This window comes from Streptomyces sp. NPDC059828 (assembly GCF_042731955.1).
In the GTDB taxonomy this organism is placed as follows: Bacteria; Actinomycetota; Actinomycetes; order Streptomycetales; family Streptomycetaceae; genus Streptomyces.
In genome coordinates this window covers 142,463-157,241 of the sequence record NZ_JBHWIW010000006.1, presented here as the reverse complement: position 1 = coordinate 157,241, position 14,779 = coordinate 142,463, and the positions used below count along the sequence as shown (strand labels likewise).

Genomic DNA, 14,779 nt, shown 5'->3' with positions numbered 1-14,779 from the left:
GCTATCTCGCGAATTCGAATTCACTGAGGGAGAGTGCCCTGAAGGGCTTCTGGATCGACTCACCCTCCTCGCAACCCTTCCAGTGAATCTCACACGGGGTGTACATCACTGTGAATTCTGTGAACACAAATCGCCCATCAAAGTAACAGATGAGCCATCAGGTAAAGTTGCCTGGCTGGGAAATGGTGAAATTGTCAGGGATTCTAAATATGGCGTGACGTTCATGTCACCGACATTGATCGTTCACTACGTTGGACATCACAACTACCTTCCACCCACAGAGTACATTGAAGCGGTCATGAGCGACTAACAGGCGTCCGTGAAAACCACCCGAGATCGGAGTAACAGTGACGGTTGCGCGCCTCGTCGATTGAGAACCGCGTCCACGCGGGCGCTCCTTTTGGGAGATTCAGCGTGTCGATGTATGGATTCCAATGGCTGGTTCGACGTCGCGGAGTTCCCCGAATGGGCATTGCCTGGCCTGGCAGCGGGCACCCCGTTCGCCGATTAATACACGCGCCCGCCTGAGGGCGCACTGGCAGAATCGCCGGATGCTCGGAGACCGCATCATCCATCGCGTCGCGGACGGGGTCCGCATACCCGGTACCTGGCGGCACGCCTTCATCTGCAACGGCGGGCGCTACTTCCTCACCGACCTCGCCATCTACGCCGACGGGCTCATCGACTGCTGGGGCCTCGTCACACTGGAGGGCTTCGAGGAGAAGCTGCGCAGCGGCTGGGTGGCGACCACGCTGCCGGACGGTGCCGAGGCTTCGGCGCGTGACCTGGCCATGTGGAAGTTCAGCGAGCCGCAGAGCTGGATCGAGCCCGAATGGCTGCTGGCCGAGGTGCGGGACACGATCGAGAGCCTCAACGGGCGTCCGGACTCGACGGAGCGGTGCATGGAGGCCGTTGAGGCGTTCCTCGCCGACCGGACCGAGGAGAAGCGGGACGCGGCCCGCGAGGCGTACCTCGCCATCCCGGTGTCCAAGCGCCTCTACGCGCTCGGCGACATGGACCACAAGGACTGGCCGCTCCAGGTGCTTGTGGCGGGCCCGGGTGGCACGTTGGAGAGCCGGCCGGACGAGACGATCAGCCGGAAGGCATACGACTCCGCCGTCTCCTACTTCGAGGAACGGGCCCAGAGCATCGCCACGCACCGCTCCCGGGTGCCTGCCGACGGGCCGGCGACCTCGTACGCACCGGCGGTGCACCTGTACCAGAACTTCCCCAGGAAGCCCGAGGACGACCCGGGCCTGAAGGGGCTTCGCAACGACTACCCGGCACCCCTCGACATCGACGGCGTCACCTACGCATCCGTCGCCCACGCCTACTGGGCCCTGTCCGTCGCCGACCTCGAGGCGCGGGCGGCCATCGCCACCGCGGAGCACGCCTTCGCCGCGCGGCAGCTCGCGTCCGAGACAGCCCGCCGCGAGGGCTGGGAGCAGGCACGCACCGCCGTCATGACCGGCCTGCTGCGTGCCAAGTACGCGCAGCACCCCGACCTGGCGGAGATCCTCCTGGTCACCGACGACGCGACCCTGGTCTACGACGAGCTGGACTCCGGCTACTGGGGCGACAACGGCGGACGGGGGCGCAACTGGACCGGCCGACTTCTCGAACTCGTACGCTCCGAACTGCACGCAGAGCGAGCGGGGATCGGACTTCCGGGCTAGGACAACGGCAGTACGGCCCACACCGTCTTGCCGATGACGCGCTGCGTCGTGCCCCAGTCCGACGCGAGCGCGTCCACCAGCAGGAGCCCCCGGCCCGTCTCCGCGTCGGCGGCCGACTGCGTGGCCATGGCCGGGGCGCGCTCGCCACGGGTGTCGGAGACCTCGATGCGCAGGACGCCCGACCCGAGGAGCAGACGCAGCTCGAAGTCACGGCCCGCGACCCGCCCGTGAGTCACCGCGTTCGCGGCGAGCTCGGCCACGATCTGAGCTGCGTTGTCGGAGAGTTCGCTGCCGTACGGGATGCCCCATGCGTCGAAGCGGTGCACCGCCAGATGGCGGGCCAGCCGGGCGCCTCGTCCGGTGGAGCTGAGGCGCTGCGTGAACTCATCCTTGAGGGTCGGGATTTCAGTCTTCATGTCACCGAGCGTGGCTGGTCGTGCGGACGCTTTCCAGGAGTGACGACGCGACGGAGCGTAGCTGTGCGGGTACAGCGCGGGCCGTGTGCGGAGCGTCGACCGTGACCACTGCGGCAGAGCAAGGGCGGTACGGGGCATGGCTGAATCGGAATGTGAGGAGCGGCCGGAACGGCCCATCGAGGAGGACGGTACGGCGCTCCTGTTCAGTTCGCTGGGCAGACAGATCAAGGCGTTTCGTGAGGCCGCCGGGCTCAGTCAGAAGGAGCTGGCCACGGCGACGCACTGCGGGGAGTCGCTGATCTCCGCGATGGAACGGGCCGTCCGTACCCCCCAGCCGGAGTTCCTGCTGCTGGCTGAGCCCGTGGTGGACGCGCGCGGAGTGCTGAAGGCGGCGATCCCAGACGTCGAGAAGGCGATGGCGAAGGCACGTGTACGGCATCCGGACTGGTTCCGGGACTTCGCCGAAGCGGAGGCGAAGGCCGTCGCCCTGCACTATTACGAGAACCAGTCCATCCCAGGCTTGCTCCAGACCTCGGAGTACGCGCGAGCCGTATTCACCCAGCGACGCCCTCTGCTCGATGAGCAGACCATCGAAAAGCGCCTTGGCGACCGGCTGTCCAGGCAGGACATCTTCCAGCGTTGGCCCGCGCCGACCATGACCTTTGTCCTGGAGGAATCCGTGTTGCTACGGCCCATCGGCGGGCGGGCCGTTCACGAAGGACAGTTGCGACGGCTGCTGGAGGTAGGACGTCTGCGCACCGTTGGGCTTCAGGTCATGCCGCTGAACTGCGAGGAACACCCCAGCTTGGATGGTGCGTTCTCCCTACTGACACCCAAGGACCGGGCGCAGGTGGCGTACACGGAGGTCTACAGTCACCCCAGGTTGATCACCGACAGAAATGAGGTCCGTATCTTCAGCGAGCGCTATGGAATGATGCGGGCCCAGGCTCTCGCTCCCCGGGAGTCGCTGGCCCTGATCGAGAAGTTGCTGGGAGAGCGATGAACACCACAGAACTCGACTGGTTCAAGAGCAGCTACAGCGGCCAGGAGGGGGGCACCTGCATCGAAGTCGCCTACGACTGGCGCAAGTCCAGCTACAGCAGCGGAGAAGGCGGCAACTGCCTCGAAGTCGCCGCCTGCCCCGCCGCCATCCATGTGCGCGACTCCAAGGTCCCCGCCGGCGCCGTGATCGACCTCGCCCCCGCACCCTGGGCCGCTTTCGTCTCCTACGCCGCCGACCAGGCGCGGCCGTAGCTCACGTGGTGCCGCCCGGCCCCGTCACCTCGACCGCACCACCACCGATGCCGCCTCCGCGACCAGCGCGTCGTTCCACTCGGCGTCCTCGCGGTCGCGGGTCGACATGACGGCCATGACGATGGGCTTCGCGCCGCCGCTGGGCCACACCACGGCGATGTCGTTGCGTGTGGCGTAGCGGCCGCCGCCGCTCTTGTCCGCGACGGTCCAGCCCTTGGGGACACCTGCCTGGATCAGCTTGGATCCGGTGGTGTTGGTGCGCATCCACTGGGTCAGCTGTGCCCGCTCGTCGTTCTTGAGTGCCTTGCCCAGTACGAAGGCGCTCAAATCCCGGGCGAGTTGGCGCGGGGTGCTGGTGTCGCGGGGGTCGCCGGGGGTGGCCTCGTTGAGCTCCGTCTCGTAGCGGTCCATCTGGGTCACCTTGTCCCCGAGGTGCTTCTCGAGGACGGCGTCCAGCTGCCTGGGGCCGCCGAGTGCGTCGAACAGCAGGTTCGCGGCGGTGTTGTCGCTGTAGCGGAGGGCGGCGTCGCAGAGCTCGCGCAGCGTCATACCGGTGCCGGTGTGCTTCTCCGTGATGGGCGAGTGGTCGACCAGGTCGTCCTGCCCGTACCGGATCAGTTTGTCGAGCCGGCTGCCGTTGCCGTACGTGCGGAGCACGGCGCCGGCGATCAGGGCCTTGGAGGTGGAGGCGTACGCGAAACGTTCGTCCGGCCGGTAGGTGACCTCGCGGCCCGTGGCGGTGTCGATGGCGTACACGCCGAGCCGTGCGTCGTACTTCTGCTCAAGCCCCTTGAACGACTCGAACGGCTTGACCGCCTCCGACGACGACACCGTCGACATGGAGGAGGTGTCGGCCGTCTGGCCGCAGGCGGTGAGCGGGACGAGGGCGAGCGTGACGAGCGCGCCGAGGGCGGCGCGGCGGGCGGGGGTCTGGTGGCGCATGGTGCGAACCTCCGTAGATCTCGTGTGGGCTCACCCTCGCCCACCTGGACCTATGCGGTCCAAGACGGGAATGCGTGGTTCCATGCCGTTTCGGCATAGGGTCGGAGGTCATGGATGTCGTCGCAGCGTGCCGTGCCTTCGTCAGCGTCAGCGAGCGCGGGAGCTTCACCGTGGGGGCGGCTGCCGCGCGGATGTCGCAGTCCGTCGCCAGCCGTAGGGTCGCCGCGCTGGAGAAGCACTTCGGGGAGCAGCTCTTCGAGCGGACGCCGAGGCGGGCGACGCTCACGCCGTTCGGGCGGGACATGCTCCCGGTGGCACGGCGGCTCGTGACGACCGCCGACGCCCTGGAACGTGAGGCGGGGACCGCCAAGCGCAAGCCGGTGCGGCTCGCCGTGCCGGATCTCGGCTCGACCGGGGGCCTCGCCCGGCTGGTCGCCGATGCCCGCGAGGCGGGCGTATCGCTGGAGCCTCATATCGCGGAGCCGGTGGAACGGGCCGCGCTCGCCCGCTCCGGTGAGGTCCGCGCGGCGCTCGTGGCCGTACCGTCGGACCAGGCCGCGTGGTCCGTACCGCTGGGGCTCGCCGGGACGCGGGGGTCGCAGGCGAGACGTACCTACCTGGACTCGCTGCGGGTCGGGCGGACCGACTCCGGTCCACCGCGCCGGGTCTTGATGCAGCCGGAGGACGATGTGGCGCATGTCCGCGATCCGCTGACACGGCAGTGCGACGCGATCGGGCTGCGGCCCGCGCAGCTCGTCGTGGCACCGAGTCTGACCCTCGCGGTGGCGGAGGTGCTGCGCGGGGCGGATCTGCTGCTGTGCTCGGCGGCGCAGGCGGCGGAGCTCACGCTGCACTGGCGGCCCATCGGGGAGACCAGCCTGGTACGGGGGTACGCGGTCGCGGCGACGGCGGCCGGGGATCCGGAGCGTCTGCGTACGCGGCTCGGGGACGCCCTCGGGCGCTGCCTGGGCGCGGAAGGCAAGGAGGCCGCATGAACAGCGGTGGCGAGAGGCTGCTGGCGGACCTGCGCGACGAGCTGAACGACGGCGGGCTCGCCGGCTCGTTCCTCGTACGGGACCTGCACACGGGCGACGAACTCGCCATCGACCCGGACAGCGAGCGGCCGGTGGCCTCCCTCGTCAAGATCCCGCTCGCGCTGGCCACCTTGGAACGCATCCGGCGCGGTGAGCTCGACGGATCGACCGCTCTCGAGGTCGAGCCGGGCGGTATCACCACTCCCGGACCGACCGGGCTGAGCCGCTTCCGCCATCCGGCCCGGGTCGCGGTCGACGATCTGCTGTACCTCAGCACGTCGCTCAGCGACAGCACGGCGGCCGACGCGCTGTTCTCGCTCACCCCGCCCGAGCAGGTGGCGGGCATCCTCCGGGAGCTGGGCCTGCATCGCGGCCTCACGGTCCGCCACCCCATGCGCGACCTGACCGACACCCCCGCGGAGCGCCTGGACCCGGCACACGGGCATCTCGCCCAGACACTGGCGATCGACGCGGGCACGGGCGGCGGCGGTCACCGGCTGCCGCAGCTCGACGTGACCCGGGCCAACACAGGAACGGCGCGCGCCTTCGCGGATCTGCTGCAAGCCCTGTGGACGACACCGTCGCCGGTCGACCCCGGCACGGCCGCACGGACCAGAACCCTCCTGGCCGACAACGTCCTGCGGCACCGGCTGGCACCGGACTTCAGCTCCGACGCCTCGACCTGGTCGTCCAAGACGGGCACGCTGCTGAACCTCCGCCACGAGGTGGGCGTGGTCGAGCACGCCGACGGCCAGGCCTTCGCCGTGGCCGTGCTGACCGACTCCCGCGTCCCGGCGAGCAGCCAGCCGGGGGCGGAGGCGCTGATGGCGCAGGTGGCGCGAAGACTGCGGGACGAACTGCGACGCTGGTGAGCGCCCGTTCCTGATCTCACGGAGTGGTGCCGGGTGTTGGGCTTCGGGCCCTGGGAAAGCGGCTCCCGCCGTGGGCGGGAGCCGCAGGGGCGTCAGATGCGTGTCCGGCGCCGGTTTGTGTATCCGGCTTCGTGAAGGCCGAGCCGCATGAGGGCGAGGACGGTGTCGAGGTCGTCGCCTTGGTGCGGGTCGTCGGCCATGCGGTTGCGACGGCGGGTGCCGCAGCCGGTGCACTGGTGGACGATCATGTAGCCCTTGGCGGAGTGGTGCTCCACGGCAACCGGGCGCATGAGCGCGCGGCAGTCGTTGGCACGGTCTCCGGGCGAGACGTCCACGTGCAGCGAGTACAGGCAGTGCGGGCAGTGGTTGCGGTAGCTTCCGTTGACCACTGGCGCGACCGCCCTGCCACAGTTTCCGCAGGTGAAGCCGGTGTTTTCGGTTGTTCTGCTGATGGTGCTGCTCCTCAGCGAGTCGAAGGGGTCTTCAACTCGGAGGCGCAGGGTTCCGTTCGTTCTCCCCCTGCCGGAGCAGGGGTCGCAGGCTTGACCGGGGAGTGACGCGGTTCACCGCCGCTCGGGGCTGGCGATTACTTCCGGCTCCAGCTTCACCAGAGTGCGTGCGCGGCTCTGGATCCGGACCACGACTGGGTTTGTGTGTTTGTCCCAGCCACTGTCACGCGGGGATGCCACGTGCCGCCGGTAGGTGTCGGTCCAGTCTCACTGCCGTGGGCGCCGTCCCCCGTCAGGCAGCATCAGCAGCGGCATGCTTCATCGTGATCACGCCACCTCCTTGGCTATGGGTTCTCCGTGGCCTGTAGGTGTGGCCGCGGAGGCTCTCTCCATGCTAATCGTGGGCCCGCGGTCGTCTGGAAGAACGCTGGTCAGGGCGCTGGCGAAGCCCTGCGAGCAGCCGAGCGTCGGCGGTGACGGACCTGCGACCAGTGGTGCCGCCCCGACCTCCCACCCGACCGCCCGGACCCGCGCCGATGCCGGGCATCCCGGGTGACCACGGTCAGCGATCCCGCACCGGCCACTGCCCGGATCCCGAGCCCTGGGCAGCGGTGGCCGAAGCGCTGGACCGGGCAGGGTTGGCGCGACCCGACCGCTTCACGTTTGAAGTGGTCTTCCGGCGCTGCACGGGTGCGAGCAGCGGAAGGTCGTACGGGGCGATGATCACGCGTGTGTCTACTGTGATGCCGAGCCGCCACGGGCGGTGGAACGTGAACGCATGCGTTTGCGGGGAGGATCGGAATGAGCCAGTACTTCGACGTGGGTGACGAGACCCTGTGGAACTCGGCCAACGGGGTTGCCCGAGTGTTCATGCGACATGTGGCCCTCTTCGAAGGCGAGTTGGGGATCGCGTCCGGTATCGGTCCGATGGTCGCCGACGAGTACCAGGTCGACCCGGTGGCCTACGGAGCCTTCGTGCACGCCCTGCTGGAATGGCACTGGAAGCACCGTCACACCGTGCTGGTCGCGCTCTCCGAGGGCTTCGTGGCCACGGCCCTCGCCCTGGCCGAGCGCGCCGGGATCGAAATGCGCTGGGACACCCTCGATCACGCGTCCTGGCAGGATCCCGCGACGCGGCAGGCAGAACTGCGCGAGAAGGTGGCAGACCTGATGCCTGCCGTGTCGCCCTGACCGGCCGGGCAACGCGCCGACGCCAAGCGCCGTCGCGCCTGTTCGGCTTCGGATCACTGACGCCGACGGCGGAAATTCCGGGACGGCACCGCACCCGCGCCGACGACCCCTCCGGACCACCCGCCCACCCGCCAATCCGGCCAAACGCCTGACCCCACACGCCCCTTCCAGCTACTGTGACCCACCTCACACAGGAATGTAGTGAAGGGGGACCCATGCATCCGTACAACCCCAACCCCAACCCCGGACCGATACCCCCCGGCTTCCCCCCGATGCCGCCCCCGGCCCCGTCGCGCCTGGTCTCCAGACCCGCGTTCTGGGTCGCCATCGCGGCCACGGCTTTCCTGGCGGGGAGTTGCGGGATCGGCATCGCAGGCGCCGGGGAGGGTTCCACGAGCGACAAGAAGGCCCTCGCGGCGGCGGACGCGCGGCCCACGGCGACCGTGACGACCACCGCGACAGCCACCGTCACGGCCACTCCGCCCGCCGCCAAGGCGGTGCCGAAAGCGACCGTCACCAAGAACGTACGGGTGGAGGTCACGGTCACCGAGACCGTCGCCGAGCCGGACGGCGCCGGACCCGGAGACGGGGGTGGCTCGGACGACAACGCCTACTACCGGAACTGCGACGCCGCCAGGGCCGCCGGTGCCGCGCCCGTTCGCGTCGGGGACCCGGGCTACGGTCCCCATCTCGACCGGGACGGCGACGGCGTCGCCTGCGAGTGAGGCCGGCCGGGGACGGGTCCGGAGGACGGCGACGTGGTCACCACGACCGCGTGGGCGCCCGGCCCTGACGGTGTGCGGGTCGGCCTCGGCGAGGTCACCGGAGGCGTGGTCCCGGCGCACCGGCCGGACCGCGCACCGGTCTCAGCCGAGGTGCTCCGCGTAGTCGTCCAGCACCCGCAGCACCTTGCCGTCCCCCGCCGAGGGCAGTTGGAGCACGACCTCCTCGCACCCGAGCTCCGCGTAGTACTCCAGCTTCCCCACCGACGGCAGCACCGCGTACGGAACGATCTGGAGGGCGTCCGGGTCGCGGCCCGCCTTCTCCCAGGTCTCGCGGAGCACCGGGACCGCCTCCGAGAGTCCGCGACCGCCGATCGGCAGCCAGCCGTCCGCGTAGTCGGCGATGTGGGCGAACAGCTTCGGGCCCGCGCCGCCGCCCACGAGGGTGCGGGGGGCGCCGCCGGAGTGGGGCTTGGGGTGGGCGTACGAGGCGCGGACCGAGGCGAAGTCGCCGTCGTGGGCGGTGGGTTCGTCGGACCACAACGCACGCATCAGGTGCATCCGGTCGCGGCCCAGCTCGCGCCGCGTGCGCCACTCGACGCCGTGGTCGGCCGCCTCCTCCTTGTTCCAGCCGAAGCCGACGCCGAGGGTGAAACGGCCGGCACTGAGGTGGTCCAGGGTCGCGATCTGCTTGGCGAGGGCGATCGGGTCGTGCTGGGCGACGAGGGTGACGCCCGTGCCGAGGCCGAGGGTCGTGGTGACGGCCGCGGCCTGGCCGAGAGCGACGAAGGGGTCGAGCGTGCGGCCGTATTCAGGCGGGAGTTCACCGCCGGCGGGATAGGGGGTGGTCCGTTCGGCGGGAATGTGGGTGTGCTCCGGCAGGTACAGCCCGGCGAAGCCGCGCTCCTCCAGCTCCCTGGCCAGGCGTACGGGCGTGATCGTCTCGTCCGTGAGGAAGATCGTCGTCGAGATCCGCATGTGCGTCCTCCGTCAGCTCTCAAGGCTCCGTCGGCACTTCGGTGGCAGCCCAAGGTATGCCGTACGGTGCCCGGTTTCGAGAGCGCCGCGATACCCCTTGCGGTCGCGTTCATGCCTCGGTACCAGTGGTAGCGCACCACTCCTGTCCCTCTCACCACCGGGAGCCGACGGCATGTGCGACTCGAGCCACTCAAGCCACTCGAACCACTCGATCAGCAGACGCGGACTGTTCGTGACGGGCGGCGCCGCCGCCCTTACCTTGGGCGGTGTGAGCTTCGCCGAGGCAGCGGGTGCAGCAGCGGACGGCACGGGCACCACCACCAAGGTGGTGCGCGGCACCCTGCCGCCCGGGTCGCCGGACTACGTGTACCTGCCCGTGGAGATCCCGCGCGGGGTGTGCGAGATCAAGGTCTCGTACACGTACGAGAAGCCGCAGGTCCCGCCCGGCACCCAGGGCAACGCCCTGGACATCGGCATCTTCGACGAGCGGGGCACGGAGCTCGGCGGGGAGGGGTTCCGGGGCTGGTCGGGCGGAGCACGCGGGGAGTTCCTCATCCGGGGGGACGAGGCGACGCCGGGCTATGTCGCCGGGCCGGTACGCGCCGGGACGTGGCATGTCGCGCTCGGCCCGTACACCGTCGCGCCGCAGGGCCTCGCGTACGAGGTGACCGTCACGCTCACGTACGGCCCCACGGCCAGGACCCCGAGGCCGGTCCACCCGCCCGAGCGGGCCAGGGGGCGGGGACGGGCCTGGTACCGGGGTGACTGCCATCTGCACTCCTGGCACTCGGACGGCAGGCGCGCGCCCGCGGAGATCGCGGCGCTCGCCCGCGCCGCAGGGCTCGACTTCATCAACAGCAGCGAGCACAACACCCATGCGGGACACGGCGCGTGGGCGGACGCCGCGGGTGACGACCTGCTCGTCCTGCTCGGCGAGGAGGTCACCACACGCAACGGGCATGTCGTCGCGATCGGCACCGACCCGGGCACCTTCGTCGACTGGCGCTACCGGGCGCGCGACAACCGGTTCGGCCACTTCGCCCGCGGGATCCGGCGCGCGGGCGGGCTGGTCGTCCCGGCCCATCCGCACTCCAACTGCATCGGCTGCGCCTGGAAGTTCGGATTCGGCGAGGCGGACGCGATCGAGGTGTGGAACGGTCCCTACACCCCGGACGACGAGGTGTCGCTCATGGACTGGGACAGCACCCTCCGTACCGGTGGAAGCGCGCGCTGGACTCCCGCGATGGGCAGCAGCGACGCCCACCGCGACCCGGACGCGGTGGGCACCCCGCAGACGGTGGTACTCGCCGACGACCTGACCCGTGAGGCGATCCTGGACGGCATCCGCGCGGGGCGCTCGTACGTCGCCGAGTCGTCGGCCGTTTCGCTGTCCTTCGGCGCGGTGGACGGCCGGGGCCGCCGCGCGGGCATCGGCGAACGGCTGCGGGTCGGTGCCGACGACCCCGTGACGGTCCGGCTGGAGGTCACCGGCGCGCCCGGCCTCACGGCCCGGATCGTCACCGACCAGGGTGTGCTGCACACGGCGACACTGCCCGCGGACGGTCCGGGCGCGCTGGAGTGGCGGACGACGGCGGCGTACGCGGCGTATGTACGGGCCGAGGTGCGCCACCCGCCGGTGGTGCCGATCCCGGGCCTCCCGGGGCCGCTGGCGGCGTTCACCAATCCCGTGTTCCTCGGTTAGGGCCCTCTTCGGTCAGGGCCCTTCTTCCTTGCTCTGCCGCATCCACCGCCCGATGACGCTGGGGACCACATAGATCAGGGCGAGCATGCCGAGGAGGACGGGAACGTTCAGGAGACCGATCAGGGCCCCTGCCGCTTTTTCGATGAACGTCGTCGTGCGGCCTTCTTTCAGATAGGCGGTGGCGGCCACGTCTTCGCTGAACCCGCTGGCCGAGAAGAAGCCCAGGACGGTGAGGAAACCCAGCGTCAGCCAGTAGGCCTGGTTCTGCGCGAACCACCTCGCCCGGTTCTGCCGGCCGTGCTCCGTCGTCAACCAGACAGCCGCACCGACAAGACCGGACACCCCGAGCAGCCGCACCCAGGTCAGGAAGGTGGGCAGGGTCAGCGTGGCCAGGAAGGCGCTGAGCCCGAGGGGTACGAGCCAGGCCAGTCCGATGAGCGGCCGGCCGAGGATGCCTTCGTGGATCCAGGGGCCCGGTTCGGGCTTGCGGCCCGTGCCCCACCGGCCCTGTCCGCCCTGCGCACCCGCGGGGGTGGTGGGGCCGGGGTGCGGCGGAGGGGTGCGGGGTGGGGCCGACGGCGGTGGGGTCCGCGGTGGCGGAGGGCCTTGCGGGGGGCCCTGGGTGCGTGCGTCGTGGAAGCCCGCGCGCTCGGCCTTCGGGTCCGCCTCGGTACGGGGCGGAGTCCCGTGGTGCGCCGACCGCGCATCGCGATCGTCCCGTGCCTCCAGATTGAGCAGTTCCTCGGAGGTCCGGGCGATGAGGAACGCCACCGGGGCCGGCAGCCAGGTGTCGGCCGTCGAGTCCTGCGCTCGTGTCAGGACGGCGAGTTGGGCGCCGGTGGGCCTGCGGTCGGGGTCCGGGTCGAGGCAGTGCTGGATCAGTGTGAGCAGCGCCCGGTCCACATCGGGGAGCTGCCCGACCAGTGTGCCCCGGTGCGGGACCTGCCCGCTGGCGGCGAAGGCCAGCGTCAGCCCGTAGCTGTAGACGTCGCTGGCGGCCGTGACCCGTTCGCCGTACGCCTGCTCGGGCGACATGTAGGCAGGGGTCCCGATACGGGCGCCGCTGACGGTCAGCGCGGTGTCCAGAGCCACATGCACGATGCCGAAGTCGATGAGCCGGGGCCGAGCGGTGGCGAGCAGCACGTTGGAGGGCTTGAGATCACGGTGGACGAGGCCCTTTCCGTGGACGTGCTCCAGGGTCTCGGCGAGATCGGCGGCGAACCGCCACAGGGCGTCGGCCGGCAACGGCCCGTAAAGGTCCACGGCGTGCTGGAGCGAGGGGCCCGGCACGTACTCCGACGCATACCAGGGGTGCCGCTCGTCCACTCCGGCGTCGACCACGGGCACCGTGCCCGCCCCGGCAGCGCTCCGGACGGCCTCCACCTCGCGACGGAAGCGGTCACGGAAGCCGGGTACCGCCGCCATGTCGGTGTGGATCAGCTTGAGTGCGACGGACCGCCCACCCGCGTTGCGCGCGAAGTAGACCCGGCCCATACCCCCTTCGCCGAGCCGCCCCAGTACGCGGTAGCCGCCCACCACGCGCGGATCCCGCCCGTCCAGCGCCTCCATCGACCGCCCCCCGTCCGCGCCACGCGAATTAACAGTCACCTAGGGCGACTTGGCATTCTCGCACGCGTGATCATCACTGAGGCAAGCGCCTTCACACGGGGCCGCCCGGGATTGGCACCGCGATGAGCTCCGAATTCTCCTTGTCCACCGGATGATCGCGGGTTAGGGTCACCCGGGCATTTATCGGGGGATCACGGCAGGTGGGGGACATGGCAGGGGAAATCGGCGCGTCCGGGGAAAGACCGGGCACGAAGGAAGCGACAGGCGCGAACGGGTGGGGACAGGCCGTCGCAGCCATAGCCGTGGTGGGCGCGTTCGCCGGCGCCCTGTTTCTGTCCCAGCATGCATCGTCCGCGGACAGCGCCCCCGCGTGGTCCCCCGGCACCTGCCTGCCCGAGGAGTCCGAGAAGGCGTCTTCGCGTGTGTCCGGGACGGAACTCTGCGAGACGCTGAACCGTCCCGATCTCGCCGCGCTGCTGGGCACTCCGGGGGAAACCCCGACGAAGGCGAGCGGGAGCGACAGTGCCGTCGGGGAGATCGCCACTCCCGAAGGCCAGGTCGAGTTCGCGACGTACTCCGTGAATCTGTCAGCGACCTACGACGGCGATCCGGTGGCCGGGTCCAGTGATTTCCTGCGGAACGCCGCCCAGCACCGGACGTTTCTGGGCCGTCCGGCGGTCCTCTATTCGAGCCAGACCATCAAGCTCAGCTTCAGTCTCGGCGGAAGCGGCGGCAGCAGCGGCGGCGGCAACGGCAGCCTCCCCGCTCGCACGCTGACCGTGGCCCAGGACGCGAAGGACAGCGGAGGCTCCTTCGACGTGACCGTGTGGCGCTCCGACGGCTCGGTGCCCGACGACGCGACGCTCCTCCGCGTCGCCGAAACGGTGCTGCCGACGATCCCGGGCTGGGATGCGGAGGGGCCGCTACGCTGAGCCCGGGAGCCTCTGGAGGACGCGGTGAACAACATGACCCCCGAGCAGATTCGGCGCATGCACGAGGTCGTCGAGCACCTCTCCGCATACGCCGAACAGCTGGAGAAGGGCTGGAAGGTCGAAACAACGGACGGGGAAGTCAAGCTCGTGATGATGAGCCCGAATCTGCCCCACACCACCAATGTGGACGCCTTTCGGGACCAGATCAGAGAGCAGACCCCGGGCATCTCCGCCGTCAACGACACCGATATGACCGATCCGGCCACCGGTCTGGAGAAGGTCCCCGATCTGATGGCTTTCCCGACGGAGGAGATCGACCCGCAGGCCGAATCCGTCGACCCACGCGCCGTGCTGCTCGTCATCGAGATCGTGTCGAAGAGCAACCCGAAGAACGACCTCGTCACCAAGCTGGAGGACTACCCCCGGATGGGTGTCCCCCTCTACGTCGTCGTGGACCCCCGGGACGGCACCCTCGCCGTCCACTCGGCGCCCAAGCAGGGTCCCGACGGACTCAGATACCGCTCGTCCGTCCCGTATGTCTTCGGAGACACCGTCCCGGCGGGGCGCTGGACCTTCGACACCAGCGGACTCGTCCGCTACCGCTGAACTTCCCGCCGCTTACGGGCCGTGCAGGTCCGGGTCACCGGGCGGCGGCGAGCATCACGCACGCCTCGGCCCCGTTGGCTCGCCTCACTCCGTGGACAAACGGCTGCAACCTGCACCGCCAGTGCCACGCCGTAATCGGCCAACAGGCCCTGGAAGCCAAAGGTTGAGGGCCGGGCGGCGCAGAGTGCCGACGGCATCAACAGCCGCGCGTCGGCCTTCGCGTAGCCACAGGTCAGCCGCGCCGGCGACGAGGTGCTGCCCGAGAGCCCAATTCCCGTGGGCGACGCCCGTTTTACCTCCCCGAAACGTTATTCGGACAGGCGCTTTCGAGCCAACCTGACTTCAAGGTCATGACATGTACGCGTCGCTAGTGCCACTCTTCACCTCACCCGCCACAGCGGCGTGAAACTTCACCCCCGGTCAGCTCCCCACGCTG

The 14,779-nt window shown here is 69.9% G+C and carries 15 protein-coding genes; 10 read left to right on the top strand and 5 right to left on the bottom strand.

Annotation, left to right across the window (positions count from 1 at the left end):
* Window positions 1-551: 551 nt before the first annotated feature.
* Window positions 552-1,676, top strand: a complete 1,125-nt coding sequence (locus ACFV6V_RS06030) for an NADAR domain-containing protein (protein ID WP_385559713.1) — start codon at window positions 552-554, stop codon at window positions 1,674-1,676.
* On the opposite strand, the gene ACFV6V_RS06025 is transcribed toward ACFV6V_RS06030, so the two are convergent.
* Entirely contained in the window at window positions 1,673-2,092 is a 420-nt protein-coding gene (locus tag ACFV6V_RS06025; protein ID WP_385559711.1) for an ATP-binding protein, read from the bottom strand. The genes ACFV6V_RS06030 and ACFV6V_RS06025 overlap by 4 nt on opposite strands.
* A 136-nt stretch (window positions 2,093-2,228) precedes the next feature.
* Here ACFV6V_RS06025 and ACFV6V_RS06020 point away from each other — a divergent pair, with 136 nt between their 5' ends.
* Window positions 2,229-3,095, top strand: coding sequence for a Scr1 family TA system antitoxin-like transcriptional regulator (locus ACFV6V_RS06020; protein ID WP_385559708.1), 867 nt, complete (start codon window positions 2,229-2,231; stop codon window positions 3,093-3,095).
* On the top strand, window positions 3,092-3,346 hold the full coding sequence (locus ACFV6V_RS06015; RefSeq protein WP_385559706.1) for a DUF397 domain-containing protein: 255 nt from the start codon (window positions 3,092-3,094) through the stop codon (window positions 3,344-3,346). Before ACFV6V_RS06020 ends, ACFV6V_RS06015 begins: the two co-directional genes overlap by 4 nt.
* 24 nt (window positions 3,347-3,370) lie before the next feature.
* On the opposite strand, the gene bla is transcribed toward ACFV6V_RS06015, so the two are convergent.
* Window positions 3,371-4,288, bottom strand: coding sequence for a class A beta-lactamase (gene bla, locus ACFV6V_RS06010; protein ID WP_385559703.1), 918 nt, complete (start codon window positions 4,286-4,288; stop codon window positions 3,371-3,373).
* A 110-nt stretch (window positions 4,289-4,398) separates the two neighbouring features.
* Between bla and ACFV6V_RS06005 the strand changes: the two genes are divergently transcribed.
* Window positions 4,399-5,283, top strand: coding sequence for a LysR family transcriptional regulator (locus tag ACFV6V_RS06005; protein ID WP_385559700.1), 885 nt, complete (start codon window positions 4,399-4,401; stop codon window positions 5,281-5,283).
* Window positions 5,280-6,194, top strand: a complete 915-nt coding sequence (locus ACFV6V_RS06000) for a serine hydrolase (protein WP_385559697.1) — start codon at window positions 5,280-5,282, stop codon at window positions 6,192-6,194. The genes ACFV6V_RS06005 and ACFV6V_RS06000 overlap by 4 nt, the downstream gene beginning before the upstream one ends.
* A gap of 92 nt (window positions 6,195-6,286) precedes the next feature.
* Here ACFV6V_RS06000 and ACFV6V_RS05995 read toward each other — a convergent pair whose 3' ends face one another.
* Entirely contained in the window at window positions 6,287-6,646 is a 360-nt protein-coding gene (locus ACFV6V_RS05995) for an RNHCP domain-containing protein (protein ID WP_385559819.1), read from the bottom strand.
* A gap of 798 nt (window positions 6,647-7,444) precedes the next feature.
* On the opposite strand from ACFV6V_RS05995, the gene ACFV6V_RS05990 reads away from it, so the two are divergent.
* On the top strand, window positions 7,445-7,834 hold the full coding sequence (locus ACFV6V_RS05990) for a DUF6086 family protein (protein ID WP_385559694.1): 390 nt from the start codon (window positions 7,445-7,447) through the stop codon (window positions 7,832-7,834).
* 215 nt (window positions 7,835-8,049) lie between these two features.
* Window positions 8,050-8,559, top strand: a complete 510-nt coding sequence (locus tag ACFV6V_RS05985) for an excalibur calcium-binding domain-containing protein (protein ID WP_385559691.1) — start codon at window positions 8,050-8,052, stop codon at window positions 8,557-8,559.
* 141 nt (window positions 8,560-8,700) lie between these two features.
* Here the strand turns inward: ACFV6V_RS05985 and ACFV6V_RS05980 are convergent, their stop codons facing one another.
* Window positions 8,701-9,534: an LLM class F420-dependent oxidoreductase gene (locus tag ACFV6V_RS05980; protein WP_385559688.1), complete on the bottom strand. Its 834-nt coding sequence runs from the start codon at window positions 9,532-9,534 to the stop codon at window positions 8,701-8,703.
* Window positions 9,535-9,706: 172 nt separating this feature from the next.
* On the opposite strand from ACFV6V_RS05980, the gene ACFV6V_RS05975 reads away from it, so the two are divergent.
* Complete coding sequence (locus ACFV6V_RS05975; protein ID WP_385559685.1) at window positions 9,707-11,236, top strand: CehA/McbA family metallohydrolase; 1,530 nt, start codon at window positions 9,707-9,709, stop codon at window positions 11,234-11,236.
* Between the two features lie 12 nt (window positions 11,237-11,248).
* On the opposite strand, the gene ACFV6V_RS05970 is transcribed toward ACFV6V_RS05975, so the two are convergent.
* The gene (locus tag ACFV6V_RS05970) at window positions 11,249-12,805 is read right to left on the bottom strand and encodes a serine/threonine-protein kinase (protein WP_385559682.1); all 1,557 of its coding nucleotides are present in this window, start codon (window positions 12,803-12,805) and stop codon (window positions 11,249-11,251) included.
* A 209-nt stretch (window positions 12,806-13,014) separates the two neighbouring features.
* Between ACFV6V_RS05970 and ACFV6V_RS05965 the strand changes: the two genes are divergently transcribed.
* On the top strand, window positions 13,015-13,737 hold the full coding sequence (locus ACFV6V_RS05965) for a DUF6215 domain-containing protein (RefSeq protein ID WP_385559679.1): 723 nt from the start codon (window positions 13,015-13,017) through the stop codon (window positions 13,735-13,737).
* Window positions 13,738-13,770: 33 nt separating this feature from the next.
* Entirely contained in the window at window positions 13,771-14,343 is a 573-nt protein-coding gene (locus ACFV6V_RS05960; protein ID WP_385559816.1) for a Uma2 family endonuclease, read from the top strand.
* Window positions 14,344-14,779 lie beyond the last annotated feature (436 nt).

What these genes read in the sequence shown, in the direction of transcription:
- ACFV6V_RS05985 (WP_385559691.1), top strand. Translation starts at nt 8,050, where the DNA reads ATGCATCCGTACAACCCCAACCCCAACCCCGGACCGATACCCCCCGGC.
- ACFV6V_RS06015 (WP_385559706.1), top strand. Translation starts at nt 3,092, where the DNA reads ATGAACACCACAGAACTCGACTGGTTCAAGAGCAGCTACAGCGGCCAG.
- ACFV6V_RS05990 (WP_385559694.1), top strand. Translation starts at nt 7,445, where the DNA reads ATGAGCCAGTACTTCGACGTGGGTGACGAGACCCTGTGGAACTCGGCC.
- ACFV6V_RS05980 (WP_385559688.1), bottom strand. Translation starts at nt 9,534, where the DNA reads ATGCGGATCTCGACGACGATCTTCCTCACGGACGAGACGATCACGCCC.
- ACFV6V_RS06020 (WP_385559708.1), top strand. Translation starts at nt 2,229, where the DNA reads ATGGCTGAATCGGAATGTGAGGAGCGGCCGGAACGGCCCATCGAGGAG.
- ACFV6V_RS06025 (WP_385559711.1), bottom strand. Translation starts at nt 2,092, where the DNA reads ATGAAGACTGAAATCCCGACCCTCAAGGATGAGTTCACGCAGCGCCTC.
- ACFV6V_RS05970 (WP_385559682.1), bottom strand. Translation starts at nt 12,805, where the DNA reads ATGGAGGCGCTGGACGGGCGGGATCCGCGCGTGGTGGGCGGCTACCGC.
- bla (WP_385559703.1), bottom strand. Translation starts at nt 4,288, where the DNA reads ATGCGCCACCAGACCCCCGCCCGCCGCGCCGCCCTCGGCGCGCTCGTC.
- ACFV6V_RS06000 (WP_385559697.1), top strand. Translation starts at nt 5,280, where the DNA reads ATGAACAGCGGTGGCGAGAGGCTGCTGGCGGACCTGCGCGACGAGCTG.
- ACFV6V_RS05975 (WP_385559685.1), top strand. Translation starts at nt 9,707, where the DNA reads ATGTGCGACTCGAGCCACTCAAGCCACTCGAACCACTCGATCAGCAGA.
- ACFV6V_RS06030 (WP_385559713.1), top strand. Translation starts at nt 552, where the DNA reads ATGCTCGGAGACCGCATCATCCATCGCGTCGCGGACGGGGTCCGCATA.
- ACFV6V_RS06005 (WP_385559700.1), top strand. Translation starts at nt 4,399, where the DNA reads ATGGATGTCGTCGCAGCGTGCCGTGCCTTCGTCAGCGTCAGCGAGCGC.
- ACFV6V_RS05965 (WP_385559679.1), top strand. Translation starts at nt 13,015, where the DNA reads ATGGCAGGGGAAATCGGCGCGTCCGGGGAAAGACCGGGCACGAAGGAA.
- ACFV6V_RS05960 (WP_385559816.1), top strand. Translation starts at nt 13,771, where the DNA reads ATGACCCCCGAGCAGATTCGGCGCATGCACGAGGTCGTCGAGCACCTC.